The sequence below is a fragment of the Rhodopirellula sp. SH410 genome (assembly GCF_055811895.1).
In genome coordinates this window covers 7,923,089-7,938,449 of record NZ_CM147949.1, presented here as the reverse complement: position 1 = coordinate 7,938,449, position 15,361 = coordinate 7,923,089, and the positions used below count along the sequence as shown (strand labels likewise).

General features: G+C 56.1%; 9 protein-coding genes. 1 reads left to right on the top strand and 8 read right to left on the bottom strand.

Annotated features, from left to right (window positions below):
• Positions 1-17 precede the first annotated feature (17 nt).
• A complete protein-coding gene (locus tag SH410x_RS29230) occupies positions 18-212 on the bottom strand; it encodes a DUF2997 domain-containing protein (RefSeq protein WP_146392951.1) in 195 nt (64 codons plus the stop codon).
• A 3-nt stretch (positions 213-215) separates the two neighbouring features.
• On the bottom strand, positions 216-578 hold the full coding sequence (locus tag SH410x_RS29225; protein ID WP_473673255.1) for a hypothetical protein: 363 nt from the start codon (positions 576-578) through the stop codon (positions 216-218).
• A 520-nt stretch (positions 579-1,098) separates the two neighbouring features.
• On the opposite strand from SH410x_RS29225, the gene SH410x_RS29220 reads away from it, so the two are divergent.
• On the top strand, positions 1,099-2,166 hold the full coding sequence (locus SH410x_RS29220; RefSeq protein WP_473673253.1) for a pentapeptide repeat-containing protein: 1,068 nt from the start codon (positions 1,099-1,101) through the stop codon (positions 2,164-2,166).
• Between the two features lie 122 nt (positions 2,167-2,288).
• Here SH410x_RS29220 and SH410x_RS29215 read toward each other — a convergent pair whose 3' ends face one another.
• The 6 genes from SH410x_RS29215 to pglX form a co-directional block, all read right to left on the bottom strand.
• A complete protein-coding gene (locus SH410x_RS29215) occupies positions 2,289-2,867 on the bottom strand; it encodes an IS3 family transposase (RefSeq protein ID WP_473673251.1) in 579 nt (192 codons plus the stop codon).
• Between the two features lie 535 nt (positions 2,868-3,402).
• The gene (locus tag SH410x_RS29210) at positions 3,403-4,632 is read right to left on the bottom strand and encodes a hypothetical protein (RefSeq protein ID WP_473673249.1); all 1,230 of its coding nucleotides are present in this window, start codon (positions 4,630-4,632) and stop codon (positions 3,403-3,405) included.
• A gap of 48 nt (positions 4,633-4,680) precedes the next feature.
• Positions 4,681-6,795 carry a DEAD/DEAH box helicase gene (locus tag SH410x_RS29205; protein ID WP_473673245.1) on the bottom strand — a complete coding sequence of 705 codons (2,115 nt, stop codon included), beginning with the start codon at positions 6,793-6,795 and terminating at the stop codon, positions 4,681-4,683.
• Positions 6,792-8,129, bottom strand: coding sequence for a BREX system ATP-binding protein BrxD (gene brxD / locus SH410x_RS29200; protein WP_473673243.1), 1,338 nt, complete (start codon positions 8,127-8,129; stop codon positions 6,792-6,794). The genes SH410x_RS29205 and brxD overlap by 4 nt, the downstream gene beginning before the upstream one ends.
• Entirely contained in the window at positions 8,126-11,110 is a 2,985-nt protein-coding gene (gene pglZ, locus SH410x_RS29195) for a BREX-6 system phosphatase PglZ (RefSeq protein ID WP_473673241.1), read from the bottom strand. Before pglZ ends, brxD begins: the two co-directional genes overlap by 4 nt.
• A 2-nt stretch (positions 11,111-11,112) precedes the next feature.
• Complete coding sequence (gene pglX, locus SH410x_RS29190; RefSeq protein ID WP_473673239.1) at positions 11,113-15,360, bottom strand: BREX-6 system adenine-specific DNA-methyltransferase PglX; 4,248 nt, start codon at positions 15,358-15,360, stop codon at positions 11,113-11,115.
• Position 15,361 lies beyond the last annotated feature (1 nt).

The window sequence follows — 15,361 nt, the reverse complement described above, 5'->3', positions numbered from 1 at the left end:
AAAGCCCGGTCAGCGTGTCACCGCTGCCGGGCTTGTTGTTGTTCGCGGGCGTCAGCCTGAGCGTAGAACTCAGGCTTCAGCCGCTCGCTCTGCCGCGAGCCGAGAGCCTGCTCCAGGAACTCGCTGGCTTGCCGGCAATCACTGCCGCCGTAGCCGTTCGTTTCAAGCCTCGATTCGCCATCGGGGCCGACAATCACTTCGATGGTTTTCATCGCTTAGCTCCCCGTGCTCAGAGAGAGTTTGACGCTACCATCGGCGAGCGATTGCTCCGTCACCGAGTAGCCCTTGCGGCGAGCCTCGATCGTCGTCTTCTCGACGGCGTAGGCCTGCAGGAACTCGTCGAGCCGCTCCTGCTTGCCCCTGTGGCCCTGATAGTTGTCGTACTTGGTTTCACCGGTGGTCGTATTGAAAACGACCGGATACCGCCATTGCCGAAGCTGAACAGCGAGCCCTGTCACGGTCTCGCTAAAAAGCTTCACCTCGCCTTCGACCGGCTGATCGAGTCCCAGCCGAACACACCCCGCCCGAACCGCCGCAGCGTCCCGGACCTGAGTGGAAATCTGCACCACGTGCGACATACGCACCTCCTCAAAGAGAAAATAGGTAAACTCCGGTGGCTACAACGCCACCGTCACCTATATGTAGCGTGGAATGGGGAATAATTCAGCCGTGTACGTCGATTTCAGCCTATCGCGAAGATGGCAGTCGAAGCCGGAGCCACCGTGTTAGCCGAAGACGAGATTACGAAATGGGGAAGGGGATGGCATATGGTGCCCGGGCATGTGCAAACTTCTCAAATAGAGTCCCGCGACTTGGCGTGTCTGTCGATGAAGACGGCGTGCCGTCGACGAATGATGAGATGCTCCGGCGTCGGCCACCGGTGCATCGAAAGCCGCGTCGGCACTGGGCGCCGAAAGCAACTCTCGGATTCGACAAGTCAACGATGTTTGTCCAACTCCGGGCAGCTCAGGGGCGATCCAACTCGCGTCGGTGTTCCTAGAAATTGAGTCGACTAGCTGTAGTGCGGGATCGCACAAGTGAGATTTACGTTATGCTTCAGCCGGATGAACCAGACCCAAAAATGAAGGTTTTTTACGCGTGCGTAAATCAGACAACCACGAGGAGACCAAAGAGTTAGACGAACGACGTGATCAGGTCGTGACTCGGCCGGAATTTGAAGCTGAGTTGATCAAGCAAGAGCACAGGCTTTTCAGGATTCTGAAAGGCTACTTTTGCGATCGGCAGAACTTCAGTCGCGACGACCCTCGATATGACGCGTTTGCCTACGTCTTTTGGTGGAGACTCGCATTTGCTTTGCTCCCCACAGTCGCGGTCGGCGGAACCGGACTTGCAGCCGTTTTCAGTCTGTATCTTGCCAATCAATCAAATAGCATCCTGCGTGACCAAACAGAGATCATGCTTGAGGATGCGCAAGCGAACCTACGAATGCAGTTACTCGAGAAGCTGTATCAACATGCCGCCCCATCGACCGTAGACGAAGCAGAACGGGATTTCCCACTTCCCAGCGCAGATCTAGGAATCGCTGCCTATGGTCACCGCGTGCGCGCGGAAGCACTACGAGCCTTCGTGGCAATGGAGAGGCGAAGATTGCAAAGCAAACAGGATCGACGAATCGATGTAACGTACGCGTTGCTCGACCACATAGACGCGACGGGGTTTGATCTTTCAGGGGTTGATTTGGGGCTCTCAAACCTTATCGCTGCCCACTTGATCGACGCCAATCTTCAAGACGTAACGCTAAGGAATGCTCGAATGGGAGGTGCAGCGCTCATAAGGGCAGATTTAACGGGCGCCAATCTTCATCAATCGGACCTAAGCCGGAGCTACCTCAACGACGCAAACTTGAGGAATGCCAATCTATCTGATGCCGACTTGAGCGGAGCAAACCTGAGAAATGCCAACGCAAAGGGCGCTGACTTTTCGAATGCCGTCCTTGTCGGGGCTGCGCTAGACGGCTGCAGTCTTACTGACGCAAATTTCTCTGGTGCTATCCTTCACTTGGTCACCGGCGATGGCGAGCTGCCTTCCCATGTTTCACGAATCAAAAGTCTAGGCTGGATTGTTTCTGAAGCAAAGACGCAAGACGGCGAGTCGATACTTGTGGTTGCGGAGAGGTCCATCCGGGCGTCCAAATCGTCGGACTGAGCATTATCCAGAATAGGGGGCCGTAGCTTGGGTTACTTCATAACAGATAAGCGACGCAGATTGCTTCTCGGCTTGACTTGAGGTGGTGCCGCTTTTGGGGGCCACCAGGAAGCTTGCGCCGCTCAGGCGGTGGCTTCGAATTGTGCCGGCGTGAGGTAGCCGATCGAAGAGTGACGCCGCTCCGTATTGTAGTACTCGATGTACTCTGCCAAATCGCGTCGTGCGGTCGCCATGTTCTTGTATTCGTCCATGCCCGTCTCGGTCTTGAGCGTTCCAAAGCAGGATTCCATGAATGCGTTGTCGTAGCAGTCGCCAGCTCGACTCATGCTTTGGCGCATTGCCGCACGCGACAGGATCGCGCGGTATCGACGGCCAGCGTACTGGCCGCCTCGGTCCGTGTGATGAATCAATTCCGGTCCTGGTTGCACCGTTCGTATTGCTCCTTGCAGCGCCCCGACTGCAAGTTGCTCGGTCATGTCGTCTCGGAAGTCCCATCCGACGATCCGGCGCGTACAGCGGTCCATCAGGGTAGCCAGATAGCCAAAACCAATGCCATCGACTGGAATGTACGTGATGTCGCCGAACCAGACATTCGAGGCAGCTGTCGCGATAGTCGCAGCAATGTAGTAGCGGCAGCCGGTGATCGAAATTTCGCTCTTTGCCCCGGTGGTGAGTTTTTTGTTAGATTTGTAGCTCGTCACGCCCAGTGGCTATCGGCAAATCGAGGATGACTCGCTAAACACGTCCTGGAGAACATGTCATGATCGGGATTCTGAGGTGTCGAGTCTCGTTAATGTATGGAATCGTTATATTCAGTCTCTCGCAGAGTCACTGCAATGCCCGCAAATGTACCAATCACAGCTAACTTTCACAGAAGACCACTACACAGTGGCACGGTGCCTCGAGAGCACAATCGCCACTACAGGATGCGTGTGAGTCCGACTGAGCATTTTCTTGTTCGCGGCAATGGGCGGCGCGTCGTGATCAAAGCTGAGCAGGACCGTAGCGTTTCTGAAGGGCAAGAGCCACCTAAGAGCTATGATCGGATATCTGAATTCAGGTTTGATATGTCATTTGAGGGTGCTTCGTCGCTTGGCGTCGACTTGCTCTTGGCATCAGGCGACGGCCGTGTCTCCGCCGACCAACTTTTGGACTCCCTTGGTGAGGAGCAGGCGTGGGAACTGGGGCAAAGTCTCCTCGATGCTTGCAGAGATCGTTACCTGAAAGAAAGGTCGTCTAGTTGACCCGTGTGGCGGTTTCCCGGCACTGGAGTGCATGCTCGGCATCCAACCGAGCTCGAAAAACGTCCCTTCCGAAGAGGCTGGCTGTGTCACCCGCGTCCGTCCCTACGCCGAGGCACAGCTCTGGTGCTTGTGTCTTCAATGGCCCTAGATCAACATGTATGTTCTTGCTGTCGCCTAGAACTACGCTGCATCGTCCGTTCGTGCGAGATCTGACTTTCAGCATCTTGAGCATGCCTATCTCAAATTGCGCTCCAAAACGATGGACGTGTCCGTCTGGTGCAATATAGACAACGCTAACAGGAACCGTCCGATAAATATGGGGCAGCACCTCACTCAATTCGTCGCTTACTCTGCGGTAGAGCGTGATAGGGCTCAGGAAATACCCCTGCGTATCTTCTAGGGTTCCGATCGGCTGACCGTATTTCCCTTGCGCGATGAGATCCGCCGCAAGCATCGCGCGGTAATGTGAGTCGATAAACCAAAACAACTTCTGGAATATTTCAAGGCAATCGATATCCGTGGTTAAAATGACTGATTCAGTCTCTGTCAACAATGCGTGCGAAATCGCAAGCAGGCAATGGAACTCATCGTTAACAGAGATCTCACCACGCTTCTTCATATCCTGTCGTCCCTTACTTGCGAGCCCCTGAGCTCGTGGTCCTAGCCTTCGACCAATCTCCTTCATGGTTTTAGCATGATCGTCCGGATCCGTGCCAAGCAACGTAGTTCCGTCTGCAGTGGGCAACGCAAGCGTTCGGCGTATCGCTAGTATCCGTAAGTAACCTAGCATCGCGAGCGTGCAGCTCGGCTCCCAATCGCATGGAAGGTCGCGGAGCCACGACTGCTTCTCCAGGGCCTGGCGAATTTGGTTCGCTCGCTCCGGTTGGTGATGTGGTTCAGAAAGCCAGTCCTCCATTTCCGAGACGATCGGTTCTGTGATGATCGCTTGTGGCCTACCAAGCAATTGCGAGTTTTTGCGGAACTGCTCCCAGACGATTTCGGCTGCGGGAAGAAAGGCCACGTTTGCGTCAGGAAACCAGTGCGTTCCCAACGCCGTTGACACCTCTATATTGGCAGCTACATCCCACCAAGATCCCTTATCAATGCAGTACGCTCTGCTCAAGCGATCGCTGCAACCAGCATACCGCAGCGGCGGCGCGCTGCTCAGGTTTCTAGCGTCAAAGATGTGGTCATATAGCTGCCTGCGTTTGCTGTTTCCCATTGCCTAGGTAGCTTCCTCTTATAACTGAGTTGCGGACAAGCTGTACCACTAACGCTCCGAGTCGTCTAACCACCCTCGCGTACCGCTGACGTCCAATAGGTGGCGTTGCAGCGTTTCACGTTCGACCCAATCTGGCATGAGCGGTTGGAACTTAGTGAGGCGGTAATTGGGAATCGCGGCGGTGATGGATGCATGGAGGGCGTCATTGGCCCAGAAGTCGTCAGTGGAGATTTGGCTGATGGCTTCGCCTAGCCATGCGGATGTTGGGCTGTCGCCTCGGATCTTGATGGCGTAGTTGTCGGGGGTGAACGTCCACGTAGGCTCTAGGAACGCTAGAGCGTAGCGGAGGGTCGAGTTGATTCGGCCGCCGGCGAATGTCCACCAGCGGAGTTCGTGGGTGTCGCCGTCGATGCCTCCGCGATCCGACGTGAGGAAGCCGCCTAGGTTCTGGCGTTCTTCTCGCAAGACTTCACGTGATTCAGTTTCGAGATACGGATAGTCTTCGGTTGAGGTGAGGACTTGCAGTACTTGTTGGCACAAATCGTAGCCCAGGAATTGTGGCAAGAATCCGCCCCAGGATGGTTGCCGCCCCATGGCTGATGGGATGACGAAGATGCGGCGATCGTCGTGGTTAATTTGGTGGACCGCCCAGGCTCGGCCGCCGAGTAGAAAGCTGCTCACGTCCTCGACGAGCCGGTCGACGAAGTCTTGTGTGAGCGATCCGACGGGTTGACCAGCGATTGTCATCACTGCGTAGGTTTTCGGTGACGAGAAAACCGCGAAAAGCTCCATGAAGTTGCGGCGGCCGAATCGGCGTTCGGCGGTGGGGCCGAGCGACAGCAGACCGCTGGATAGAACCATCGAGCCGTCTTGAATCATCCAGGCAATCAGGCGATCGAATTCGTCTCGCTGGATGCCGCAGAAGTCCGGCAAGCGCGACAGGTGCTCCCAGGCTTGTGCGGGACGCAGGCCGCCGGTGGAAAGAGACATCGCGAGCAGCTGGTGAATCAGCACGGGCCAGCAACGATCGTTCACTTCGATGCTCTCGACCCAGCTCGTCTTGGCCAGCTCGATGATTGCGATCGCCTGCAGAACCCCCTCGCTGATCTCGCAATAGAACGTTGTGTTCGCGGGCGTGTCGCCTCGGCGCCCCGTACGTCCCATCCGCTGCATGAAAGAGCTGACGGTGTCCGGTGCCTCGGATTGAAGAACGTAGTCCAAGTCGCCGACGTCGATGCCGAGTTCGAGGGTCGATGTGCATACGATGCAGGCGTCGCTGCCACTATGGAACTGTTCCTCAGCGAATTGACGTTCCTCTTTGGAAACTGCACTGTGGTGCACGAAGACCTCAGTACCTTCACGTCGCATCTGTTCGGCGACCGCTTCGGAAGTCGCCCGCGATTGGCAGAAGAATAGGCTCTTGGAACCGAGAGCCTTCCGAGAAGCTTCCCGTGCGATAGATGCCAGCCCACCTCGGTGGACGATTTGCAGTTGGCGGCGTGATGGCTTCTTCGGTGGATCCACGACCACACCTTCTCGCTGTGAACTGCCCTTCAACCATGTGAGAATCGCATCCGGATTGCCGACCGTCGCACTTAGCCCGATGCGTTGCAAATCATGCTTGGAATGAACAGCGATGCGTTCCAGCACGCTCATCAGGTGAGCGCCCCGGTCGCTGCCAGCGATGGCATGGACTTCGTCGATGATTACATACCGCAGTTCGCGAAACAGCGTCTGTTCGTCCACGCTCTGCGATACCAACATCACCTCTAACGACTCGGGAGTCGTCATCAGCAACTCGGCTGGATCTTTCAGAAACTTCTTTCGCTCGTTGCTCGGCGTGTCCCCGTGCCAAACGAACCGACGCAGGCCGACCATTTCGGTGTACTGGTCGAGGCGATGTGCTTGGTTGTTCAGCAGTGCCTTGATCGGAGCGATGTAAATCGCACCGACGCCATCAACGGGGTCGCTAACCAGTCCCGATAGCGTCGGGAAGATGGACGCCTCGGTTTTGCCGCCAGCCGTGGGGGCGAGCACAACTGCGTTCTTGCCCGCAAGGATCACCTCACCAGCCAGCTCCTGGACGGGACGCAGGCTCGTGAATCCGAGTCGCGAAACGATCGCCTCCTGCAGTCGAGGGGCAAACTGTGAAAAAACACTCACCAAACGTCCTCGGATACAGGCGGCTCGCCGTCATCTTCATCGTCGCCCGCTGACGCCTCGGCCACGGCACCGCTGCCAAGAGCCAACTCTTCTTCGGAGGACAAGTCTTGCGGCTTGAAACCGTACTCCGTCATGGGGTCATATTCCTCGTTCTCGTCGACAAGATCCAGTTGCGTCACGAACTGACGCAGGAATTGTCGTGGTACAACGCCCACGTCCCCCTTAAAGCCTTTCGTGACTTCATCCACCAATCGTTCGATGAATTCGATGCTGACCTTGCTATCGATGCGAGATTGATCGTTGGTTGGATAGAGTTCTCGCAGCTTAACGGCGACGCTTCGCAAGCGATCGGCGTCGAACGGAGTCAATTCCAATTGAGCCTGTCGCAGACTGGCATAACGTCCTTGTTTCATGAACTGGATGCGGTCGTGCAGTGGCGCTAGCCCCGCAACGCCCTGCCGCGAATCGTAAAAATCCGGTGTGCCAGTAAAGACCCATAGCAGGCCAGGATAGGAGCCCGCAGCATCGGCAATTTGGCGAATCCCATTGAGCGACTTGTGTCGCGAGTCCTTTCGCATCCGCAGGATGGTCTCCGCCTCATCAATCACGATCACCAAGCCCTTGTAGCCCGCCGCTTTCACGATCTCCAGCACACCGCGAAGATAGTCCAACGCATCACGGCTGGTGATGTCCCCCTTAATACCGGCCGCCTTCTTGGCCGACGCTGCCACATTGCCGCTACCGCAGAGCCAAGAGATCAAAGAGCCGGCCTCCGCGGATTGGCCCTGTTGTTTGAGATCAAAGATCGTCTGGATAACACGGATGAAATCCTGAGGGGCTTGGCCACCGGTCATGGACGCCAGGTCATCGTCAATTCGCTTCCGGACCTTCGCATCGAAATTATCCGCATTCTCGTCTTCGCCTGACGCGATCAGTGCATCTTCAACTTTCCCGATCCAGCGGTCGAGAATGTCACCCATCGCACCTCGCGGACAAACGTTCGTGCCGAGCTCGATCATCACCTTCCGGTACACATCATCGAAGCGATGGAAACGCAGGTCGTTATCGGAAACGACAACAAAACTCGTCGCGAACCCGTGCGTTTGGGCATCCAGCAGGGACAACCGAGCCATGAACGTCTTGCCGCAACCGTAACCGCCACGCAGAAACTTGATCGTGCCCTCACCGCCTTCCGCCAATTCCAATTGGCGTTCCATCTCGCCGCGAAGCTTTTCGATGCCCACGGCAAACGCGTCGATGCCGCGTTCGGGGACCAAGCCCTTCCGCAGCGACTCGAAGATGTGCTGAATGTCTCGATTCGTCATTGCCGTCATGGTGCTTCTGTACCCTTAATAATCTTGTACTCAGTCACATGTTCCCGAACGTATCGCTTCACACCGCCGACCACATCAATGCGAGCCTCAAACGGAGCCTTTGCTGCGAATTCTTCAAACTTTGATGAGAACCTACGCGCCTGCCTCGCACCGCCCAGTAAAGACGTCGCTTCTTCCTCCGTCACAGTACCGTGCTTTTCTAGGTGATTGAAGAACTGGCGAACTTCGTCATTCTCCAGCTCATGAAGCCACGAACTTACCTCGATTTCGTCGGCAATAGGATAGGACGGAGTTTTGTCGGTCTCAGGTTCAGGTTTTGCCTCCACACCGCCAACCACTGTCACCGTAAAGCGATCCGGCAGCGGCATAGGTGTCACGTCGGCATCGGCGGCAGGGTGATACAGCTCGACCCGCACTCGACCGTCCGATTTTCCTTTGAGCCGGAAGAATACCTCGAAGGGCGCTCCCGCCTTGGCAACGATCGTTCCGCTCTTCAGCTTCGCACCTCCGCCACGCACTTGAACCAATTCCAACGTTATGTCGTCTGCGTCGAGCGGTCGCAATGCGGCGGTCAGTTTCAAGCCTTCCGAGAAGCCCAGCGAAGCTTGCTCGCTCACATGAGTCAACGTCGCCGTGACGCAGTGCATTTCAGCGACGGCTTCTTCCCGCTTCACATCCGTGAATTCATAACGTTCGCTGTGACCACCGACAGCGACCCGGTGACTGATGGTGACGACAGGAATCAAACGCTCCTGCAACGAGTTACCACCGTGCAGATAATTCAGCGACTTATTGCCGATGTCGAAAGCAGCCGTTCCTATGGGAAAGAATAAATGCTGATCACAGTCTTCGTATCCGAGATCCAACAGCGGAACGCGAACCTCGCCCTCATGATCGGCCGATGGTGGCCGCAGCACATGCCGGCGTCTCGGATCGACCTTTCGTCCATGCGACTGCACTTCGGATAAACCATCACGAAGCAGGAAGCCGTGATCGGCGGTCAATACGAACTGTTTGACGCCAGCCTCACGCAACAACTGCCAAGCCGCTCGGATACTCTGCATCGCATAGTCAAACACGACCGGACCGAGATCCTTTTCACCCGCATCGTCGATCTCTTGGCTATGCACATAGATCAACTTCGCTCCAGCGATCTTGCGGCGAAGCTGCTTTCCATCCAGACCGCTGATTTCTTGCAGCGTCAGCATCGGGCACGTCCGGCCGCCCACCTTTTCGTGCATCGCCCGCTTACGCGTGGCGGGATCTTTCACCTGGAACTGGCCCGAGTGAAAGCTGCGAACCGAACCGTTCTTCACGTCCGGTTTCATCTTGCCCTTATGGTTGACCGGAGCAAGTGCGTTCATGCCGACCGAAGTCACTGTGGGCAACTCCGCCAGCCGTCCGTTCAGATGAGCCGTCGTTGCCTTAGCGGAGTTGAAGTCCTCCATCAGCTCCGTCGCCATTTCAAAACGGAACGCGTCGACCGCAAAGACCGCCACCGCCTCACCGTCTTTGCACATCGGTACCACGACCTCGTCAAAGAAATTGCGTTGACGCAGGTTTGGTGGCGGCAAGAAGCCGTGGGTTTGGCAGAACGTATTGAACTCAATCGCCCACGCATCCGCCCAGTCACGCCACAGCAGTCGCATCGCATCGAGCGGTCGACGGACGTCGTAGTAACGCGGCAAGCTGGGAAACAGCAAACTGCGACGTTGTTGTTCCATCTGACGATGAACGCGATCGACCGCCGCACCTTTGGCGATGTAAACATCCATCGCATCGGCAAGACTGTGGATGTCACCAATCGTCGAGCCTGCGTTCTCGATCGCCCCACCCAGGACCGCAGCCGATTGCAGCAGTCGCCACGAACTTTCCCGCTGCGGATCCTCCTGCAACCAAAACGATTCGCCATTCAGCCGGCGATCTGCCCAGGTACGCGCCACGTCCCATTTCGATTCGGCGATCGCGGCTAGTGTGCCTTCAAAAATCTTCTGCTCTTCAAACTCGAACGTATCGACTTGGCCCAGGTCTTCCGCCTTCGCGGCCAGCCTCTCAACCTCCAAGAAATTCTCCGCGTCGTTCGCCGTACGCAGATAGAACTTCACGTGCCCTTTCACCGAGTTTGTCCGCAGGTAGCTGGCCAACGCCCGGCACGCTTGTTTCAGCGGCGGACTCAATTTCGCCGCCTCGCTGAGTCGTGGATCCACCGGATCGCGATCCAAGTCATCGACGTACTCGACCGACATCGCCCAGGCTGCGGCCACGAACGCGATGTCCTTGGAACGGATCTCCTTCTCGTCTCGTTGGCTTTCGCGCAGCAGATCCGTGCGCCAACGTTCAGGCAGCCCCAGGGTCGCACCCAAGCGATTCCAGATCGGTTTCAAGTCCGCACCGTCATCGACGCGGTCAGCGACCGAATCGGGCACCGGGTTCGTGCTCAACAGATCGTCTAACAACGCTTCCGCCGACAGGGAATGCAATTGGCCGGCGATCGAATTGCCGCCCGACCGTTGCATGTCGCCGAGCCACTCGTCCGCGGCGACCAACGATGTTTCCGCTTCGGTCAAGAACGCTTTGATCTGTTCCGGCGTGACCTTACCCGTCGCCGTTTCCGTCACCAGGGTCGAATAACGCTTTTCAAACCGGCGGCCCGCCAGGCACAATTCCAAGATTGGTGTTTGTTTGACAGATTCCTGGTTGAATCCCGGCATGTGAATCACCATCGGATGGCGACTCGGTGTGCTGCTGACCAATCGCAGGTCATACAGCAATTGCAGATGGCTGCCACGAAAGGCATGCACGGCGTACGGCAACTTGCCATCGGCATGCAATTTGGCAAGCGAGTCGACGAAGTCCGTGTAGATGCTGCCGGCGTCCAACCAGATCACGATATCGTGTTCGACGATCAACGCACGCAGTTCCGATTCCAGTGCTTTGGAAACGGGGCCGTGCCTTCGGGCGGGAGTGATGGTGTCGGTCATGGCTACTCCACCGCCTCCTGCCATCCGACCAAGTAGCCCGAGTCACCGCCGCGATTTTGCAGTAGCTTGTTGCGTCCGGTCGCTTTCTGAGGCGTCTCCTTCAGCAGCTTGGCACGGGCGGCTTCTTCGTCGGGGGCAATTAGCCGGAAGCCAAATTCTTGTTTCTTGATGATTCGGGTTTCCATGTCCCAGCAGGCTTCGGATTCGGCGGACCAGAGGCCGGGTTCTAGGATTGTTAGCTCGCGGAGGATCTTGCCCTCGGCGTCTTTGCGGCGGCGGTGGACTTCTTTCTCGATCGCCGCGATGGCTTCGAGCGGTTCGTCGCGGAGGTAGGCGGCTCGGTGTTCAGCGTCGCCGCCGTCGGATTGCTTGTCTCTCAACTCGAAGAGAGGGCTGGATTGAGACGGATACGGCTGCTCTTCGATGCGGAAGTCGGGGGCGATCTCATCTTGCAGACGCAGTTCCCATGCCCAGGCTCGCGCGGGATGGTATTTCCAGAAGCAACCGTGAGCGACACCCAGGGATGGATCCGCTTGGCATTTCTCGTCGACTCGGGTCGGCCAGTATCGCATCGCCAAATGCGACCAGTCGTAATCCTTGTTGCCTTTCGGATTGGCAAGAGCGAGTTGCTTCCACCACTTCTTGGGATCTTTCCATTGTGGTTCGAGCAGCGGCCATAGGGCGGCGCTATTGATCATCACGCCGTCATCCAGGTCGGGATCGTAGCGAGCGTCGACTTCACGTTTCGGGCAGGCTTCGTCGGTGGGTGGCGGACCTTTCTCGCTGCATTGGTTCACCATGATGATGAACTCATCTAGCTCTTCTCTCCACGCCTTCACCTTTGCGAAGCGAGCGTCGGTATCCTTGTCGCCGCGATTAGCTCGCAAGTCTTCCAGTTCACCATCGAGTCGCGGCAACGCTCCGGTCCGCAAGTGATCGGCCAGCAACGCCCGCAGCGTGTTGGAGTTCCAGCGATGGATGTTGATGAAGGCAACGAAGGTCTTGTTCTTTGACGAGATCGGCCAGTGGATGGGCCGTTTCTCGTACATCCCATTGTGCACACTCTTGAAGAAATCGAGCATCAACCACTGACGCAGGTTCCTACGCGTGTTCAGTTGCGGTCCGTACTCCGCCCAGGCAGCATGCAGCGGAGCTGAAGCCGGATGTCCCATGCTGTCCTGGTCGTCGCCTTCATTGAGCGATCCATCGAGAAACAGGATGCCACTGGGCAATGCGCGCTCCAACGAATCGCATGTAGGATCAAGTATTCCATCGCCATTGGCACCAAAACGCCCCAATGCGGTGCCAACCGCGAAACTTAGCTGATCGGTTGGAAGCGGCCGTGTCTCGCTGAACGAAGGACTGAGGTTATCTTCAAGTTCGTCGACTACGTTTTCGGCCCATTCGATAACGGATGACCAGGATGACGGTGATGGACGCCGGAATTCGACCGATGTTTCCCTCGAACATTCATTCAAATCAAACTGTGATATCACAGTTTGGAAAACTCGTTCAAAAGTGCCGCTATTTACGATCGGAATTCGTTCAACATCCCGTTGCGTGTAATGAATAGTCGGGTTTAGTGCAGAGGCGATTTCCGCGGAAGCTTTCGCGTTCAATGTGCATGTAACACCCGCAATATCTTCCGGAAACACTGATGAACCAGTAGACCCAAAGATACTTAGGTACCTGTGTGCACGAGCGGAAAAGTTGTGCCCGATTGCCGTATAGGCGACACCTTGCTTGTAATACAAGCCTTGGCTCTGGATGCGGCGAGAAACACTCCCATATTTGTCTTCATGAAGAACTTTCATTTGCAAGCCTGTGGAATGCCAACGCACTACGTCCTTTAGCGGCTCTATCCAAAGCGCGTCCTTAGCCCCCATCACAGTTGGAAGCCAGCCTCCAGAGAATTGACGAGGCAATTCCTCTGGAAACCTTATCGCCACGACGCCTTTAACTTCCCACGGCTTGACGACGAATCTAGAGTTGTTTGAAGTTGACATGCCTTCACGAACAGGACTTTCGTCACCAATTGTCCGCAACGCAGAATAACTGCGTAAGAACTCTTCGTCCCACCAATAGATAATTGGATGACCAATGATCACTGATAGCGAGGGTAACGCAAACGTGTAGCAATCAGCATGGCAAATTGTCGCCGCACGTTTACGTGAAGTCCTGTTGGAACTTCCCCTCGAAGAAGAGTCATCGTGCAGTTTCAGGGCCACTGTCGAGCAATCGTTTGGCTTGCTATTTCGGAAGACGCTTACTGACACGCTAACAACGACGCCACTCACTTCCTCGAATGCACCTGTTTCAAAATCACCAATTGCGCGAAGATCCGTTCTTGCAATCAATCCTGCCCTCAAGTCAAGATACTGATCAATGAACATCCAATTTCGCAGAGTCAGCATGCCGATGGTTCCATTTCGTCTCGCCATCTGGGCACCCCGAAGCAGAAATGCGGCAAACAGGTCAGCCTTTCCCTCAGCGTAATGTCGTTCGATGTAAGACGCGTCTTGAATTTTGCTCGCCCCCTGATATGGCGGATTGGCAACAACAAGATCGTATTGCGCCTCTTTAACAATTCGCATGAACCGTACGCCGGCGGCCAATTGCTCGCCGTGCAAACGTAAGCCGAGTTCGTCTGCACCTGAGTGCTTACCCAAGAACGTCTCGATCGCTACGAGCAGGTTCTTTGTCGCACGCTCCTTTGGGAACGGCAGGTTTTGCTGTTCGATGCGTCCATCCGGGAACATCTTCAGCTGCAGAGCATTTCCTTCCCATCCGATGTCGACTTGGTACTTCTCGATCGCTTCGTCTATTGCTTTGTCGATCTTCAGTAAGCTACCCAAGTGATCAGCACCGCGAAGGGCTTCGATGATCTGATTGGTCAGCTCCGCCGGGATACCCGTCTCTTTTTCAACGGAGTCGCGTAATTCGACGAGCACCGGGTCATTGTCGGGTAATCGTGCGATGCCCAGGTTGGACGCAACTAAATTCAAACGCGACGGATGAGCCTCCGTACATCGCAACTTAGCCTTGATCCACAACGCCGCCGCCGCGATCTGCACCGCGCGGGGGTCGAGGTCGACGCCGTGCAAGTTGTTTTCGAGAATGGATTCGATGATCGTTTGTGGTGACCAGTTGTCGTCGCCTGATTCATCGCGATGCCTCGCCTCTTCCTCGTACAACGCATGCAGCAAGTCGAACGCGACGATTAGAAAGTGCCCCGAACCAACAGCGGGATCCAATATCTTCAACTCGCGGACTGATTCAGGCGCGTGCTCGACGGCGTCATCCGGAATGGGCTGCGGCACGTAGTATGCCCAGCGATGTTCAAGTTCGGTTTCCAGCGGCATCAGGTCGGTCAATTCGACCTCGCCAGCATCCCGCTTGGCTCGCCACTCGACTCGCCGCTGCTCTAGCGTTTCGAGCGTGCCGGTCGATTCGGCTAGCGGAGTCCAGTCGTGCTTTTGGCACATCGCCAACCACATCGGACCGAGGCTGTTTTGCAACAGCCAATCGACCATGTATCTCTCGGTGAACATCTGCGTCTTGCTGGCGATCTCATGCGGTTCAATTTTGCCGCCATCGTTGATCTTCTTATCCAGCTTCTCTCGCTCGGGATCGTTCCAGTACTGGTAGACCCAGCCGAGCGTCATGTCATCGGTCCAGCACGAGTGCAATTCGGGATCCGCGAATGCTTCGACAATGGCACGCAACGTTTGTGTGCGGACGGGGATGTACTCCGACATGCCAGCGTCGCCGTACAAACCGGGCATGTCGATCGCCAGATCGTCAAAGACCATCCGCAACCAGAACCCAAAGCCCTCGGTGTCATCGTTCTCGACAATCTCGCCCGAGAAGTATCGCAACTGGCCGAAAACGTCGCTCTGCCAACCCTTGGTGACCAGATCGCCTTTGTGCAGCCCACCGGCTTCCATCAGCCGCAGAATCAGTAATCGGTTCAGGAACGTGTAGGCAGCTTGCTTCTCCAAGTCGCGGCGAAAGTCCTCGGCGACGCGTTTGTTCTTCTTACCCGCCTCGCCACGAACTTGCTCGGCCGTCCAGGCTTCGATGCGTCGACGCCGAGTCGCATTGGCTTCGCTGAGTCGAGCTTCGCCGATGCGGCGGATCGAGTATTTGTACGTCGAATCGTTGGCGGACTGGAAGTCTTCCAGCAGTCGCGTCCGAAGAGCACGAATTGTTTTAGAGAGTTGGCCTTTGGCCTCAGGTGTCATCGTCATG